Genomic DNA, 15,547 nt, shown 5'->3' with positions numbered 1-15,547 from the left:
TGAGCGCAGTGTACGAAGCCCTGAGACCGGTATGTGGCGTTTCGGCCGAATCAGCCCTGGGTGCGGAACCAGGCGAGCGTCGCCGCGATCGCGTCCTCGTGCGGCGTCAGGCGCGGCTCGCCGAACGCCGCGCGGAACGCGGTGTCGTCGACGACCCAATCGCGGTCGCGCTGGTACCAGGTCTCGCCCAGCTCCTTGACGACCGGGTCGAACAGCCCGAGGACCCGCTGCGCGCCGCGGCCGATCCCGGCACTCCGCCCGGTCGCCCCCGCGGCGTCCCACACCATGTCCAGGAACTCCCGGCCGGTCGGCGCGGTGAGCACCGGCAGGTGCCAGGCGCGGCCGTCGGCCTCGGGGCGCTCCCCGAGCGTGACCAGGCCGGCCGCGACGTCCGGCAGGTACGAGACGGTATGCAGGACGTCCATGTCGCCGACCCAGCGGGCGGTCCGCCCGGCCGCGGCCGCCGCGAACACGTTCGGCCCCAGGATGGTGCTGCGCCCGCCGGGTCCGAAGTAGTCGGACGCCCGGCCGAGGGTCGCGCGCACGCGGCCCTCGCGGTGCGCGTCCAGGATCAGCTTCGCGACCTCCGCGCGGGCCCGGCCCTTCGGGTTCCGGGCCGCGTACGGCAGCGCCTCGGTCAGCGGGCCCCGCACCGGCCCGTACATGTACAGGTTGTCGGCCATGACCAGGCGGGCCCCGGCCGCCGCGACCCCGCTGAGCACCGCGTCGGTGAACCCGGGGAACTCCGCGGGCCAGTCCGCGTACGGCGGCTGCGCGCACTGGTAGACCACGGCGGCCCCCTCGCACGCGGCGGCCGCCCCCTCCGGCGTCGTCACGTCGGCGGCGAAGCCTCCCGGGCCCGCGTTCCGCGACACGGCCCGCACCCGGTGCCCGCGCGCGGCCAGCTCGGCGGCGACGGCCGCCCCGACGGCGCCCGTGGCGCCGAGGACGACGTGCAGATCGGTCATCGGATCGCTCCTTCTCGTTGCGTCCGTTCGTTATACAGCGGCCGCGCTCCAGACGGTCCGACGCCGCCGCGCCGGGCCCAGTCCGCTTCGGGCACTTGACCGTGCGGATCGGTAGCGGCTCGGGGCGCCGCCGCTCACGGGGCCGGATCGGCCGCGCGGTGCCGCTCGGCCAGGGCCTCGACGCCGTCGAGGAAGACGGCGAGGTCGAGGGCGAAGAGGGCGTCCAGGTCCATGTCGTAGCCGTCGGGCATGGCCCCGGTGCGGCCGAAGAGCTTCGCGAAGTGGGGGACCGAGGCCATGAACGAGTCGTCGCCGAACTTCGGGAGGTACTGGAGGTCGGTCCACTCCTCGGAGGAGACGCCGGTGAGCGAGACGGCCTCGTCCTCGCGCTCGAAGTTCGCGGCCAGGCCGGTGATGTGGCTGTAGACGAGCACGTGCACGTCGAAGTGGAGGCGCGGCGGCAGGCCGAGCCCTTCGAGGGCGCCGAGCATCCGGTCGCCGAGGCGGACGACGCTGGGGAGCGGCAGCGGCCTGGTCAGCGGCTGGATGCGGCCGAGCCACGGGTGGGCGCGGTGCAGGTGCCACAGGGTCCGCGCGATCGACTCGACCTGCTCGCGCCACGGCGCCGAGGGGTCCACGTCGAACGGCTCGGAGCCGTACACGCCGTCGGCGATGAGGTGCACCAGCTCCTCCCTGTCCTCCACGAAGCGGTACAGCGACATCGGCGCGACCCCGCAGCGGCCGGCGACCGCGCGCATCGAGACCGCTTCCAGCCCTTCGGCGTCGGCGATCGCGACGGCCTCGGTGACGACGCGCTCGCGGGTGAGCTCGGCGGGCCCGGCGTCCTTCGCGGCCCGCCGCGGGGCGACCACGGTGCCCGAGCGGGGGCGGGTGATGACCAGGCCGTCGGTCCGCAGCACGTCCAGCGCCTTCGCGGCTGTGGCGAGAGCCACACCGAATTCCTGGGCGACCTGGCGCGTGGACGGCACCCGGTCGCCCGGCGCCAGCTCCCGGTCGGCGATGCGCCTGCTCAGCTCGGCGGCGATGCGCGCGTACGGCGGCTCGGTCGTCTCGGCCACGTCGGCCCCCTCCTCGGTCTGTCCTACGACAGATCCTAGTGCGGACCGGTCCCGGCGGGGCCGGCTGTCCTAGCGCAGTTTCCGGGCGTATTTGCAGGTCAGAGCTGATTTTTCTACGGTGGTCCCAGTCAAGGAAGCATCACGCATCTCGGAGGAACCCCATGAAGACCGTCCTGATCTCCGGCTCCAGCGTCGCCGGCACCGCCCTCGCCTACTGGCTCCGCGAGCAGGGCCTCACCCCCGTCGTCGTCGAGCGCGCCCCGGCGCAGCGCCGCGGCGGCCAGGCGATCGACGTCCGCGGCGCCGCCCTCACCGTCCTGCGCCGCATGGGCCTGGAGGACCAGGCCCGCGCCCTGAAGAACCACTCCAACGGCATGTCGATGCTCGACCCCGAGGGCAACGAGCTGTTCCGCTCCGAGGAGTTCGCGCTCTCCTCCGGCAGCCTCGACTCCGACGACGTCGAGATCCTCCGCGAGGACCTCGTGGACCTCGTGCACGCCAGGAACGACGGCGTCGAGTACCTCTACGGCGACTCGATCGCCGCGATCCACCAGGAGGACGACGCGGTCACCGTCGAGTTCGAGCACGCCGCCCCGCGCCGCTTCGACCTGGTCTTGGGCGCCGACGGCCTCCACTCCAACACCCGCCGCCTCGCGTTCGGGCCCGAGTCGGCGTACATCAACCACCTCGGCACCTACCTCTCGGTCTTCAGCTCCGACAACTACCTCGGCATGGACCGCTGGCAGACCTGGTTCAACGACGGCACGAACGGCGGCGCGGTGATGACCGTGCGCGACAACGCCGAGCTGCGGATCTACCTCGGCTTCGCCTCAGACCCCGTCGAATACGACCACCGCGACACCGAGGCGCAGAAGCGGCTCGTGGCCGAGCGCGTCACCGGCTTCAGCTGGGAGGTGCCGACCTTCCTGGAGCGCATGGCGACGGCCGAGGACTTCTACTTCGACTCCATGGCGCAGATCGAGATGGACGCCTGGTCCACCGGGCGGGTGGCCCTGGTCGGCGACGCCGCCCACTGCGCCGCCCCGCTCTCGGGCCAGGGCACCAGCCTCGCGCTCGTCGGCGCGTACGTCCTCGCCTACGAGCTGGGCCGCACCGACGACCACGCGGTCGCCTTCGCCCGCTACGAGTCCCGCATGCGTCCCTTCGTCGAGGCCAACCAGCAGCTCGCCTTCATCGACCGCCAGACCGTCGACCCCGAGGAGGCCACCCGCCGCGTGGACGCGGTCAAGAACCTCATCGACCTCGACGAGGACGTCGACTAGACCCTCGATCGAGGACGGACGAGGCCGCGCCCCCCCACGGGGGCGCGGCCTTCCGGCGCCTCACGCGTCGATGCGCTCCAAGATCTCCTCGGTCAGCCGGTACAGGCGGTCGGCGCGGTCGGGGTCGAAGGCCTCGCCCTCCAGCGGGAGCCGAGTGGTGCGGCGCCAGGCGCTGACCGGCTCCGGCGGGGGCGAGTCGATGAGGGCGGCCATGGGGACGATCGCCCGCTCCACGCGCTGGGCGAACAGGGTCGCGAGCCCGTTCGTCGCCGCCCGCTTGACCGGGCTCAGCGGGGCGGCCATGCCGGTCTTGACGAAGAGCGGGTTGTAGACCGCGTACTTGACGCGCGAGTCCGGGTGGCGGCGCGGGAAGTCGACGGCGAGGAGGTCGATCGCGCGCGACGCCTGGGTCGCGGCCTTCATGCCCTTGTACGGCTCCCGGTCGAACCGCAGGTCGTCCCAGAAGACGGTGCCGGGGAACCCGCCGGGCGCGCCGAGGTTGAGGACCACGGGTCGCGGCGCGCGGTCGAGCAGGCCGACGAGGCCGTGGCCGATCACGAAGCGGCTCAGGTAGGACAGCGCGAACGTGTACTCCAGGCCGTCGGCGGTGAGGGTCCGGGTCTGCTGGAAACGCTGGGTCGCGAAGACCATGCCGTCGAGGCGCTCCTCGGCCGCCGCGACGTCGGCGACGACCGCGTTCATCCCGGCGACCGTGCTCAGGTCGGCCCGCAGGAACCGGGCCCGGTCGGCCGCGCCGAGCCGCGCGGCCGCCTCCAGGAACGCCCGCCCCTTGGCCTCGCCGCTGGAGACGGCGGTGACGCGGTCGCCGCGCTCCAGGAAGTGCAGGCCGAGCCCTCGGCCCATGCCGTCGGTGCCGCCGGTGATCAGGTACGTGCGCACGGGGTGCCGCCTCTCGAGAGATAAGTCATCGATCGATGACTACGCTAGCGCGGACCGCCCGCTATGTCAACAAGTGATGACTTATGCTGACTTCATGAACGCGCCCAAGCGCCGCGACCGCGCGGCCACCCGCTCCGCCCTCCTCGACGCCGCCCGGCGGCGCTTCGCCGAGCACGGCTACGACGGGACCGGGGTGCGCGAGATCGCCGCCGACGCCGGAGTCGACGCGACGCTGATCTTCCGCTACTTCGGCTCCAAGCGGCACCTGTTCGACGAGGCCGCGAACGGCGAGGTGCCCGAAGGCCTCGGCGCGCCCGGCGCCGGACCGGCCGAGCTCGCCGACGCGCTCGTGCGCGAGGTCGTCCTCGGCGACGCCCCCGCCGGCGGCGGCGAGCACCCGCTGCTGCTCATGCTCCGCTCCGCCGGGCGCCCCGAGGTCCGCGCCCGCCTCCACGAGGAGGTCTGCGACCGCTACCTCGCCGACATGGCCGACCGCTTCGCGGGCGAGGACGCCGCGCTCCGCGCCGAACTCGTCGGCGCGCTCCTCCTCGGCATGGGCGTCATGCGCGACGTCGTCGGCTCCCCGGTCCTCCCCGGCGCCGACCCCGACCGCGTCCGCGCCCTCGTCGCCGCCATGGTCGCCGCCCTCGAAGCGGGCGGCCGGCCCGCCGACCCGACCGGGCCCTAGGGCCTGTCCTGACCGGTGTTCACGGGCCCCTCCGCCCTGCGGGCGAACCGACGGACTCGGGTTCCGCACCGCCGGGACGCACCGGACCGGCCCTAGCCCCGGTCGCCTCGCACCGCGATCGCCTGGCGCCGTTCGAACTCGGCCTCCACGCGGTCCAGGAACGCGTCCACGTCCTCCATCTCGTAGCCGTCGCGCATCCGCGTGGTCGTGAACTCCGCGGTCCTGACGTCGTCCGCGCCGAGCCGCTGCGGCCCCGCGGCCGGCTCCAGCAGCGCCAGCACGACCCGGTCCAGGAACGCGTCCACCTCGTCCTCGTCGTAGCCCTCGACCAGGTGCACCACCCTGAACCGGACGTCCCGCACCTCCTCGGCCGAGATGAGCTCGCCCGCCGGGACGTGCGACTCCGGCTCGATCGGGTCCGGTTGCGGCGCAACGGTTTCAGGTGGCGGCGCGCCGACCGGCTCGGCCGGGCGGTGCCGGTTCGCCGCCAGGGCCAGCTTGTCCGCGGTGTGCGTCACGCACTTCTGCGGCCGCGGCAGGTCGCGCTCGACGGCCAAGCGGTCGAGCTCCAGGAAGATGTCGTCGAGCGTCAGGAGCCCGCCGGCCGCCGCGCTGCCGTGCTCGAACACGTCGAGGAGCGCCTGCGTGAACGCGGTATGGGTCTCGTCCTCGAACGCGTAGGAGACCGAGTTCGCGGGCGAGGACGTCAGCGTCACGTGCCCGGAGACGCGGATCTGGCCCAGGATCAGCGACTCCCGGTCCGCGAGCACCTGCGTCGCGATCCCCGAGAAGCAGCTGTCGAGGATGATGACCTTCGCCTCGGCTCGCGAGGTCTGGACCGCCTTGTGCAGCAGCGCGAACGGGATGCCGCTCCACGGCAGCAGCTCGCGGGAGGTCTGCGGCAGCGCCAGGTGCAGCATCCCGGCGTCGTCGACCAGGCCGTGGCCGCTGAAATACACCAGCAGCAGGTCCTCCGCCTCCGCCGCGGCCCGCTCCACCGCGGCGCCGACCACGCTCAGATCCTCAGGGTCCGTGAGCGTCTCGCACCCGTCGAGCCCGGCGTGCAGCGCGAGCGCGCGCCGCAGGCTCGCCACGTTGTTCCCCGCCGCGGGCACCGGGTCCAGGTGCCGGTTCGCGGCGGTGCCGATGAGCAGGGCGCGGGACCTCGCGCCGTCGGGCAGCCGCACCGCTACCGCCCGCCCTTCACGCGAACACCCACCGGCGCATCCCCGGCGTGCACAGCGCGGCAAGCAGGACCGCGTACAGGACCGTCCACACCAGACCGGTCGTGAGCACGACCGCGTTGGACTCCATCCACCGCAGGCCGGTCGAGATCACCGGGATGCCGCTCACCAGGCCCAGCAGGCTCGACCCCACCGCCCACGCCCACCCCGCGCGCGAACCGCGCTCCAGCGGCACCGGCGCGGCCATGCTCTGGGCCGCGAAGTACGTCGTCGCCACCGCCGCGATCACGCCCGTGGTCGTCACCTCGAACGCCAGCGAGTAGATCGAACCGGCGGCCCCGAGCAGGCACAGCGTCATCGCGCACCACAGCAGGCTGCGCACGAGCGACAGCTCGCGCGGGCGCCGCCGGTCGGGGAGCGCCGGTGCGGACCCGGGTCCGCCTGGGGAGCGGTTCGCCATCGCGGGACTCCGTTCGAGAGGGGGCCTCCATACTGGCAAACCGCCGCAACGGACGCGAACGGACACCGCCGCGCGCCCAAACCGGGAAGAATCTTCGGCGGACGCGATGAATCGGCGCCGCCCGACGCGTCTACACCGACATAAGCAGCACGCATCGAGCACAGGAGCAACGACATGACCGCCAACGAGAACGGCTTCGGTTACACCCTCACCTCCGAGGTCGACGTCCCCGTCGCCACCGTCTGGACCGCGTGGACCGAGAACCCGCACTACGAGGCGTGGAGCTACTCCAAGCCCGGCTCCGTCGAACTCGACGTGACGCCCGGCGGCCGCTACACCGCGACCGTGGTGACCCCCGACGGCCAGGAGTTCCCGATCACCGGCCGGTACATCGAGGTCGTGGAGAACGAGCTGCTCGTCATGGGCATGGACACCCCCGGCGGCGGCGAGGAGGTCATGCGCCTCGACCTCACCGACCTCGGCGGCGACCGCACCCGCCTGGTGCTCTCGCAGACCCTCGCCACCCAGGAGGAGCACGACATGGCCAAGCAGGGCAGCGAGATGCTCCTCGCCTCCCACGCCGAGTACGTCGTGAAGATCTGACCCCCCGCGGAGGTACCGGGGCCGGACCGGCGAGGTCCGGCCCCGGTTCCGTGGAGCTATCGTTGCCACCGAATGGAACCGAGGAGGCGGCGATGATCGGCATCACCGGAGCGACCGGCGGCGTGGGCTCGGGGACCGTGCGGCGCCTCCTGGAGGCCGGCCGCGGCGACGTCGTCGCGCTGGCCCGCCGTCCCGAGGCGGTCCCGCCCGCGCCGGGCCTGGAGGCCCGCCGCGCCGACTACGACGACCCCGCCTCCCTCGAAGCCGCGATGCGCGGCCTCGACACCCTCGTCATGGTCTCCAGCGACGGCCTCGCCGAGACCATGGAACGCCACCACCGCAACGTGATCGCCGCCGCAGACGCGGCCGGCGTCAAGCGCGTCGTCTACACCGGCATCATCGACGCGGACCCCGCCACGCGCTTCTACTACGCGCCCGGCCACCGCGCGACCGAGGCGCTCCTCGCCGACCGCCCCCACTGCGTCGCCCGCACCTCCGTCTTCGCCGACTTCTTCGCGGACGTCTGGCTCGGCGACGCCCTCCGCACCGGCGAGCTCGCGCTGCCGCTCGGCGACGCCGGCATGTCCCTCATCGCCCGCGCCGACGTCTCCCGGGCCCTCGCCGCCGCCGCGCTCGCCGGGACCGAGGGCGTGGTCGAGCTGACCGGCCCCGAGGACGCCACCGGCGCCGCCATCGCCGCCGCGATCACCGCGACCGCGGGCGTCCCGGTCCGCTACACCCCGGTCGACGACGCCGACTACCGCGCCCGCCTGCAGGCGGACGGCGAGCCCGACTGGCTCATCGAGGCCTACGCGAGCATGTTCACCGCCGTCCGCGAAGGCCGCTTCGCCTCCGCCCCCGGCGAGGTCGAGCGCCTGACCGGCACGCCCCCGATGACCTTCGGCGAGTACCTCGCGACGCGCTGACGCCGGGCCGACCGCCCGACGGCCGTCCCACCGCGGCCGCGTGCCCGCGCGGCGGCCGAACCGGCCGCCTCGAACCAACTCAGAACGGGCGTTGAGCGCCGCACCCGTCCCGTGCGGGCCCGCCCCGCCTAATGAGCACCGCGCCGCAGGCCGTACCGGCCGCCGCGCGCCCGCTCCGCGAACGTCCGCGCCGGCCACCGCCCCGCTCCTCCGGCCGCCGACGGATGTCGGCCGCGCCGGATAGCCTCTGACCCATGCAGCTCACGACGAGGCGGCTGAACCGCGCCACCCTCGACCGCCAGTCCCTCCTGCGCCGCGCCGACACCGACGCGGTCACCGCCGTGCGCGGCGCGGTCGCCGTCCAGGCCCAGACGCCCGTCTCGCCGTACATCGGCCTGTGGAACCGCGTCGCCGGGTTCGACCCCGCCGACCTCGACGCCGCGTACGCCGACGGCCGGGTCCTGCGCGGCAACCCCGTGCGCATGACCCTCCACACCGTGGCCGCCGACGAGTACCGGCCGTTCCGCGAGGCCACCGAGCCGTCCCTGTACGCCGCCAAGCTCGGCGGCCGCATCGCCAAGTCCGGCATCACCGGCCCCGAGGCGTACGACCTCGCCGAAGCACTCTTCGACGCCCTCTTCGCCCACGGCGAGGTCCGCACCGCCCGCGAATGCGAGGACTGGCTCGCCGAGCGCCTCGACCCCGCCACCGCGAAGGCCGTCTGGCCCGGCCTCCGCCAGTACGCGCCCGTCCTGCGCGCCCCCAACGGCGGCCCCTGGGGCTTCGCCGACACCGTCGCCTACGCCGCCCTCCCCGACCGGCCGACCCTCCGCGACCGGGACGCCGCCGACGCCGCGCTCGCCACCCTGATCCGCCGCCACATCGAGGGCTTCGGCCCCGTCAGCGTCGCCGACGTCGCCCAGTTCGCGATGGTCCAGCGCGCCCGCGTCAAGCAGGCGATCACCACCCTCGACCTCGAGCTCTACCAGGGCCCGAACGGCGAGGTCCTCCACGACCTCCCCGGCGCGACCCTCCCCGACGAGGACGTCCCGGCCCCTCCGCGCCTGATGGCCATGTGGGACAACGTGTTCCTCGCCTTCCACGACCGCAGCCGCACCGTGCCGCCCGAGTACCGCACCACACTCATCCGCAACAACGGCGACGTCCTCCCCATGCTCCTGGTCGACGGCCTCGCCGCCGGCGTCTGGCGCACCGTCGACGGCGGCGTCGAGGCCACCGCGTTCCATCCCCTCCCCGACGACGTCTGGGACGCCCTCGCCGCCGAGGCCAAGGGCCTCACCGCGCTCCTCGCCGACCGCGAACCCGACGTCTACCGCCGCCACCGCCACTGGTGGGACAAGCTCCCCGACCACGAGACCGTCCTCCTGCCCGGCGCCTGAACCGGCCCGCGGGCCGCGTCCCCGGCTACGATTCCCGGACACGACCAGGAAGGAGCCGCGCATGACCGGCCGCGAGCACCACTACGAAGTCACCGTCACCTGGACCGGCAACACCGGCATGGGCACCGCCTCCTACCTCGGATACGGCCGCGACCACGACATCGCCGCCCCCGGCAAGCCGCTCATCCAGGGCAGCGCCGACCCCGCGTTCCGCGGCCAGAAGGACCGCTGGAACCCCGAGGAGCTCCTCCTCGCCTCGCTCTCGCAGTGCCACATGCTCACCTTCATGTCGCTGTGCGCGCGCGAGAAGATCGTCGTCACCGCCTACGAGGACGCCGCCACCGGCACCATGACCGAGGAGGGCGGCTACAGCGGCCGCTTCACCGAGGTCGTCCTCGCCCCGGTCGTCACCATCGCCGACCCCGCGCACGCCGAGCGCGCCGCCGAGCTCCACCACGACGCCAACAAGACCTGCTTCATCGCGAACTCGGTGAACTTCCCCGTCCGCCACGAGCCCACGACCCGCGTCGCCGCCTGAGCCCTACGCCTCAGGCGTGCACGGGACGGTCGCCGGGAGCGTCCACTCGCCCTCGACGTCGGCCTGGAAGCTCGGGCCGACGCTTGAACCGGGGTCGATCCCCGCGTTGAACATGATGTCGCCGTAGCGGTCCCCGTCCACGTGGTCGAGCCCCCACAGCGCCGTCACGTCCAGGCCCGCGAGGTCGAGCACGACCTCCCAGCCGTCGATCCGCTCGGTCCCGGTGTTCGCGACCTCCACGGACACCGAGATCGAGCTCGACCACTCGTCGGCCAGCGTCAGCGAGGCCGTGCACACCGGCCCGGCCACCGCGGCCTCGGTCGCCTCCGAGGTCGCGGCCTCGGCGGTTGTGGTCGGCTCGGCGCTCGCGGGCTCGGCCGACGGGTCGGGGACCGCCGACGACGGCGCCGATGAGCTCGGGGCCGCGCTCTCGGCCTCGGCGGTGAACCGCGGGGCCTCGGTCAGCTCGGCGTCGGCCACGTCGGGGTCGTGATCGTCGCGCAGCGACCCGAACTGCCAGACCGCGGCGGCCGAGACGAGCGCCGCGACGGCGATGAGCACCAGGAGCGAGCGTCCGTGGATGCGCCCGCGGAGCACGCGGTCCCTCCAAGCACGCATGGGGGCCTCCTCCGGAGGGGTCGGGTCAAGGGCGGACGCGTTCGCGCGCAAGGCCGGCGGAGAGGGGGTGCCGTGTCCACGATGAAGCGTACAAGGCCCTTGTGCGCTGGCGAAACGCCCCGATTGGTACGTGTCGATCCCGTTGGGGCGAAAGCGTTCCGTGCGCTCCGCATTCGATCCGCCGCATCGGGGTACGCCTCGGTGTAGATTCAGGCCGGGCGCAGCCGGGCGCCCGCCGGGCGAGAACCAGGGGGACCCCCGAGATGCGCGCTGTCGTCGTCACCGACTTCCACACCCAGCCGAGCCTCACCGAGATGCCGGTGCCCGAGCCGGGGCCGGGGGAGGTCCTGGTCAAGATCGCGGCCGCGGGGGTGAACCCGTTCGACTGGAAGGTGATCGAGGGCGCCATGCGCGACTCGGTCCACCACGCGTTCCCGCTCGTCCTCGGCTCCGACGGCGCCGGCACCGTGGTGAGCGCCGGGGAACCGGGCCTGACCGACACCCGCTTCGAGACCGGCGAGCGCGTCTTCGGCCAGTTCATGGACGTCCAGCTCGGCCGCGGCTCCTACGCGGATTACGCGATCACCAAGGCCGCCAAGCTCGCCCGCCTCCCGGCGGCGCTCGACTTCGACACCGCCGCGGCCCTGCCGACGGCCGGGGCGGCTGCCCACGACTTCGTCGAGGGCACCGGCGCCGGCCCCGGCCAGTGCCTCCTCGTCAACGGCGCCTCCGGCGGCGTCGGCCAGGCCGCCGTGCAGCTCGCGGCGGCCCAGGGCATCCGCGTCATCGCCACGACCGACCCCGCCACGGCCGCGCTGCTACGCGAGCTCGGGGCGGCCGAGACCGTCGACTTCACGGCCGGGCCCACCGCCGACCAGGTCCGCGAGGCCCACCCCGACGGCATCGACGCCGTCGTCGACCTCGTCTCGACGCCCGACCAGATCGAGGCGATCGCCGCGCTGCTCAAACCGAACGGCGCGATCGTCTCCGCCAACGGCGCGATCGACCGCGACCTGTTCGAGGCCCGCGGCCTGCGCGGCTCGAACCTCTACGCGAACGCCCGGCCCGCGACGCTCGCGTCCCTCGCCGACGCCGTCCAGAGAGGACAGCTGCGGCTCCGCATCGACCACGAGGCCCCGCTTGAGGACGCCGCCGCCGCGCTCGACCGCCTCAAGGCCGGGCGGTCGCGCGGCAAGACCGTGCTCACGGTCGAGGGCTGACCCGGTCCGGTTCGAGCGGGCACCCGGTCCCCGCCCGCTCGGCGAGTTCCGCGCGCAGCGCCGCGAGCTCGCCCATCTTCGCGTCCACCGCCGCGATCCGCTCGGCGAACAGCGCCGACAGGGCCGCCGCCTGGTCGGGGACCAGGCGCAGCTCCTCGCCGTGCCGCGCGATCTCCGCGAGCGAGAACCCGAGGCGCTGGGCCGTGCGCACGTAGTCGAGCCACGGCAGCACCTGCTCGCCGAAGTCCCGGTACCCGTTGGGGGACCGGTGCGACTCGACCAGCCCGATCCGCTCGTAGAACCGGAGCGCGTCCCGGCTCAGGCCCGACCGCTCCGACAGCTCCCCGATCCGCACGGGCCGCTCCTTCCGACTTGACACTGGAGTGCACTCCACCGTTTACGGTAGCGCGACCGAACGAACGGAGACACCATGTCGATCCTCACTGAAGCCGCTGCGCCGCAACGACTCTCATACCTCACCGTAGTCCGCGCCAGCGCCGCCTACGACCTCGTCGTGACAGCGGGCTTCGCCACGCCCTGGACCTTCGCACTCGTCCACGCCGGCCTGAACGCCCTCAGCGGCGCACTCGGGCTCGACGCGTTCCCCGGCCTCGACCCCATGCAGATCCTCTACGCCAACCTCATGGGCTCGGTGGTCGTGGTGTGGTCGCTGCTCCGCCTCGCGCGCCCCCAGCGCCTCCACGGCCTCCTCGACGCCGCCGCCCGCGTCCTCTTCTCCCTGTGGATGGCGTACGCCCTCGCGAGCGGCGGTCCGGACCTCCTGTGGCCTTTCCTCATCGTGGAGGTCTCCTGGGGTGCGATCCAGCTGGCGCCGTGGCTCTCGGCCCGGTCACGTCCGCGCGCCTGACGCCATGGGGAGGCCGCCTTCGGCGCGGGCGGGCGTGCCGTCGGTGAGCCGGTGGCGGGGGCGACGACCGGAAGCGTGCCGACCGTCTTCGCAGGTGCCTGTCACGGCCGCCAGATGTAGATCCCCACGTCGCGGAAGCGCTCGGCGAAGCGCCCGTCGGGCGACGTGCCGCGCAGGAGCTCGCGCAGCTCGGCCTCGAACGGTGCGAGCCGGTCGCCGAAGAGGTGCGGGGCGGAGCTCGAGAGGGAGAACACCGAGGAGACGATCTCGTCCTCGGTCCGCTCCTCGACGCGCCCTTCGCCGACGCTGATGACCTCGGGCCCGGCGTACCCGGCGCGGCGCATGACCTCGTCCTCGCCGTACGCGGTGCCGTGGGGGAGGAGCCCCTGGCCGGCGCGGCGGACGGGGCCGAGGTGGCGGGCGACGAGGTCGTCGACGCCGTCCCACGGCGGGGCCGGGTGCGCCAGCGGCTCACCGGTGTCCATGCCGCGGTGCGTGGTCGCGCCGATGTGGACCCAGGCACCCTCGGGGCAGAGCATCCCGCGGACGCGCTCGGCGACGAGGTCGCGGTCCATCCAGTGGAAGGACTGCGCGAACGAGACGACCCGGAACGTGCCGAGCCCGGCGGGGAGCTGCTCGGCCCGCATCCGCTCCCAGCGGATGCCCGGCGCCTTGAGGCGGGCCTCGGCGATCATGTCCGGGTCGGCGTCGACGCCGACGGCCTCGGCGAACAGCGGCGCGAGGAGGACGGTCAGGGGGCCGGGCCCGCAGCCGACGTCGAGGAGCCGTCCCGTGCCGTCGAGGCCGAGCGCGTCGCGCACCGCGTCGGCGAGCGCAGCGGGGTACGGAATCCGGCCGGTGCCGTAGTGGGCGGCGGCGCCGGCGTACAGCGTCTCGTCCCATTCCCAGGAGGTCATCCGCAGGAGCCTACCGGTGCGGCGCCGTTCGGCAGGGCACGATTCGGCGGCGTTTCCCCAAGCGCCGCAATCGACCGTGCGGCAGAAGGCGGCATTGACCACAACCGCGCCGCACCAAGAGGCGCGATCCCTACTGCGGCACGCGACCGGTGAACGCGGTCTCGAAGCTCGCATGGCCTGCCATGTGCGCCAGGTACTTCGGGTCGGTGACCTCGATGGAGAACTCGGCGTGCTCGCCGTCGCCCTCGGGGTCCATGCGGAACGCGGCGATGATCGCCTCGGTGCGCTTGAGGAACTCCTCGCCGCGCGGCTTGGTCGTCAGGATCGTGTACCGGCCCCACGCGCCCGCGCTGCCGTCGAGCTGGCCCTCGTACGCCTTGTACGCGTTGACCTTCGGTTCGAGCGGCTGCTTGGAGTGCTCGTCGAGGACGAAGCCCTTCGCGTCGATCCACACCCGCTTGCCGAGGAACAGCTCGAAGCACTCCTCGAACTCCTTGGCGGTGGCCGCGTCGATGTCGACGGCGCCGAAGCCCTGGAACCACGCGTCCATGAGCAGCTGGAGCCCGAACTCCGGGCCCCGGTAGAACCTCGCGTCCCTGCCGATGAGGCTCGTCAGACGCCCGTCGAGCGTGTTCCCGTCGCGGCCCCAGGTGGTCACATCGAAGAGGTACGTCATGGGCGTGAATCATAGCCAGTACGGGCAATTCCGGCAGAGTTAGTGATTGATCACACTCACGCGCCCGCAATGGTCCCGAAGGGCCGCACACTGCTTGCGGTCCTGTCGACCCCCGTCGACTCCCGGCGACCGGGCCGGCTCTAGCCGCCGCCGTCCGTCCAGCGGTCGCGGTGGCTCGTCCGCAGCGCCCCGGAGACGGGGGCCGCGAGCAGGCTCCGGCTGAGCTCCTCCAGTGTCGTCTCCAGGAGGCGGGAGAATGGCACCGGAGAAGCCTCAGCCTTCGGCGGGCGGTCCAGAGGGTCGGGTGGGAACTCCCGGCCCCCTTCCCGGCTCGCCTCGATGCGGGCTTCGGTGGTGCCCAGGCGTTCGGCGATGTCGGCCGTGGTGACCGGCCGGTCCAGGTCCTGGGCCAGGGCGGCGTCGGCGTGCGCGATCGCCGCGCGCAGCTCCGCGAGGTGGTGCGGGACGTCCTGCGGCCAGGTCGTCCTGCGGCAGCGCCGGCGCACCGCATCCATCATGGAGGGGATCGCGAAGGTGAGGAAGTCGCCCCAGGCCGGGTTGAACCGGTCGATGGCGTCGATGAGTTCGGCCGAGGCCGCTTCGAGCAGCTCCTCCTCGGAGAGGCCCTTGCCGGAGTAGCACTTCGCGATGTGCGCCGCCAGCGGCAGGTGGCCGGCGACGAGCCGGTCGCGGAACGCCAGGCGCTCCGGGTCGCCCTCGGGGAGCGCCGCGATCCGGGCGAACAGCGCCTTCCGGGTCCGGTCGCCGCCGCGGCCGAGCATGTACTGGTCTTCGGAATGTCGTGAGTTCATGGTGGAGCACCGCCTTTGAGCGGTCGATTCGGTTCCCGGCGCGCGGCCGGGTCTTCGTCGAGCGGGCCGCGCGCGGCCCGGCGGACACCGGTGAGCTGCGGGCGGCCCGCTGCGGAGGGGCCCATTCCCGAGGCGGGCACGGGGCCCGCCACCGATCGGAGTCCGCTGGAGCGCTCAGACGACCGTTCCCCGCACCTGGCCGGCATCGCAAGCACTGGCCCGCGCGGGTACCCGAAACTCTCCACTGTGACCTCCACCGTAACCCCGGGCGGCGGCGTTGTCACGGGGGCGTAGACCCCCCGGGTGTGCCACATCGTCCCGCCGTGGACCGCCGCTTAGACTGATTCTGAAGGCTCCACCTCGCTCCGATTCCCGACGCCGGAGCAGATCCCCGTCAGCATCCTTGC

General features: G+C 73.4%; 18 protein-coding genes. 8 read left to right on the top strand and 10 right to left on the bottom strand.

All coding sequences use genetic code 11. The annotated features are described in order from the left end of the window. Positions 1-50: 50 nt before the first annotated feature. Both ABD419_RS04825 and ABD419_RS04820 read right to left on the bottom strand, forming a co-directional pair. Positions 51-968, bottom strand: a complete 918-nt coding sequence (locus ABD419_RS04825; RefSeq protein WP_344482473.1) for an NAD-dependent epimerase/dehydratase family protein — start codon at positions 966-968, stop codon at positions 51-53. Positions 969-1,102: 134 nt separating this feature from the next. Beyond that, entirely contained in the window at positions 1,103-2,047 is a 945-nt protein-coding gene (locus tag ABD419_RS04820) for a GntR family transcriptional regulator (RefSeq protein ID WP_344482470.1), read from the bottom strand. A 161-nt stretch (positions 2,048-2,208) separates the two neighbouring features. Between ABD419_RS04820 and ABD419_RS04815 the strand changes: the two genes are divergently transcribed. Continuing rightward, a complete protein-coding gene (locus ABD419_RS04815; RefSeq protein WP_344482467.1) occupies positions 2,209-3,330 on the top strand; it encodes an FAD-dependent monooxygenase in 1,122 nt (373 codons plus the stop codon). Between the two features lie 60 nt (positions 3,331-3,390). On the opposite strand, the gene ABD419_RS04810 is transcribed toward ABD419_RS04815, so the two are convergent. Next, on the bottom strand, positions 3,391-4,230 hold the full coding sequence (locus ABD419_RS04810; protein WP_344482464.1) for an SDR family NAD(P)-dependent oxidoreductase: 840 nt from the start codon (positions 4,228-4,230) through the stop codon (positions 3,391-3,393). 94 nt (positions 4,231-4,324) lie between these two features. On the opposite strand from ABD419_RS04810, the gene ABD419_RS04805 reads away from it, so the two are divergent. Further along, positions 4,325-4,918, top strand: coding sequence for a TetR/AcrR family transcriptional regulator (locus ABD419_RS04805; protein ID WP_344482461.1), 594 nt, complete (start codon positions 4,325-4,327; stop codon positions 4,916-4,918). Positions 4,919-5,010: 92 nt separating this feature from the next. On the opposite strand, the gene ABD419_RS04800 is transcribed toward ABD419_RS04805, so the two are convergent. Together ABD419_RS04800 and ABD419_RS04795 are read right to left on the bottom strand one after the other, a co-directional pair. Further along, positions 5,011-6,105, bottom strand: coding sequence for a caspase, EACC1-associated type (locus ABD419_RS04800; protein ID WP_344482458.1), 1,095 nt, complete (start codon positions 6,103-6,105; stop codon positions 5,011-5,013). A 16-nt stretch (positions 6,106-6,121) separates the two neighbouring features. Beyond that, positions 6,122-6,562, bottom strand: coding sequence for a hypothetical protein (locus ABD419_RS04795; RefSeq protein ID WP_344482456.1), 441 nt, complete (start codon positions 6,560-6,562; stop codon positions 6,122-6,124). 174 nt (positions 6,563-6,736) lie between these two features. On the opposite strand from ABD419_RS04795, the gene ABD419_RS04790 reads away from it, so the two are divergent. The 4 genes from ABD419_RS04790 (at position 6,737) to ABD419_RS04775 (ending at position 10,029) form a co-directional block, all read left to right on the top strand. Beyond that, positions 6,737-7,165: an SRPBCC family protein gene (locus tag ABD419_RS04790; RefSeq protein ID WP_344482453.1), complete on the top strand. Its 429-nt coding sequence runs from the start codon at positions 6,737-6,739 to the stop codon at positions 7,163-7,165. A 92-nt stretch (positions 7,166-7,257) separates the two neighbouring features. Then, entirely contained in the window at positions 7,258-8,091 is an 834-nt protein-coding gene (locus ABD419_RS04785; RefSeq protein ID WP_344482450.1) for an NAD(P)H-binding protein, read from the top strand. Positions 8,092-8,345: 254 nt separating this feature from the next. Next, positions 8,346-9,491 carry a winged helix DNA-binding domain-containing protein gene (locus ABD419_RS04780; protein ID WP_344482448.1) on the top strand — a complete coding sequence of 382 codons (1,146 nt, stop codon included), beginning with the start codon at positions 8,346-8,348 and terminating at the stop codon, positions 9,489-9,491. A gap of 61 nt (positions 9,492-9,552) precedes the next feature. Further along, positions 9,553-10,029 carry an OsmC family protein gene (locus ABD419_RS04775; RefSeq protein WP_344482445.1) on the top strand — a complete coding sequence of 159 codons (477 nt, stop codon included), beginning with the start codon at positions 9,553-9,555 and terminating at the stop codon, positions 10,027-10,029. Positions 10,030-10,032: 3 nt separating this feature from the next. Here ABD419_RS04775 and ABD419_RS04770 read toward each other — a convergent pair whose 3' ends face one another. Continuing rightward, positions 10,033-10,647, bottom strand: coding sequence for a cellulose binding domain-containing protein (locus tag ABD419_RS04770; protein WP_344482442.1), 615 nt, complete (start codon positions 10,645-10,647; stop codon positions 10,033-10,035). Between the two features lie 263 nt (positions 10,648-10,910). On the opposite strand from ABD419_RS04770, the gene ABD419_RS04765 reads away from it, so the two are divergent. Next, entirely contained in the window at positions 10,911-11,867 is a 957-nt protein-coding gene (locus ABD419_RS04765) for an NADP-dependent oxidoreductase (protein WP_344482439.1), read from the top strand. Here ABD419_RS04765 and ABD419_RS04760 read toward each other — a convergent pair. Beyond that, complete coding sequence (locus tag ABD419_RS04760; RefSeq protein ID WP_344483432.1) at positions 11,851-12,222, bottom strand: MerR family transcriptional regulator; 372 nt, start codon at positions 12,220-12,222, stop codon at positions 11,851-11,853. The two genes, ABD419_RS04765 and ABD419_RS04760, sit on opposite strands and share 17 nt — an antisense overlap. Before the next feature lie 75 nt (positions 12,223-12,297). Between ABD419_RS04760 and ABD419_RS04755 the strand changes: the two genes are divergently transcribed. Continuing rightward, positions 12,298-12,735, top strand: a complete 438-nt coding sequence (locus tag ABD419_RS04755) for a hypothetical protein (protein ID WP_344482436.1) — start codon at positions 12,298-12,300, stop codon at positions 12,733-12,735. Between the two features lie 101 nt (positions 12,736-12,836). Here the strand turns inward: ABD419_RS04755 and ABD419_RS04750 are convergent, their stop codons facing one another. From ABD419_RS04750 to ABD419_RS04740, 3 genes are all read right to left on the bottom strand, one after another. Further along, positions 12,837-13,652 carry a class I SAM-dependent methyltransferase gene (locus ABD419_RS04750; protein ID WP_344482433.1) on the bottom strand — a complete coding sequence of 272 codons (816 nt, stop codon included), beginning with the start codon at positions 13,650-13,652 and terminating at the stop codon, positions 12,837-12,839. Between the two features lie 130 nt (positions 13,653-13,782). After that, complete coding sequence (locus ABD419_RS04745) at positions 13,783-14,328, bottom strand: hypothetical protein (protein WP_344482430.1); 546 nt, start codon at positions 14,326-14,328, stop codon at positions 13,783-13,785. A 140-nt stretch (positions 14,329-14,468) separates the two neighbouring features. After that, positions 14,469-15,140 carry a sigma factor gene (locus tag ABD419_RS04740; protein WP_344482427.1) on the bottom strand — a complete coding sequence of 224 codons (672 nt, stop codon included), beginning with the start codon at positions 15,138-15,140 and terminating at the stop codon, positions 14,469-14,471. Between the last annotated feature and the right edge of the window lie 407 nt (positions 15,141-15,547).

Source organism: Glycomyces endophyticus (assembly GCF_039531525.1).
Lineage (GTDB): Bacteria > Actinomycetota > Actinomycetes > Mycobacteriales > Micromonosporaceae > Glycomyces > Glycomyces endophyticus.
Note: the sequence above shows the minus strand (reverse complement) of the source record. Positions and strands in the feature narration are given on the sequence as shown.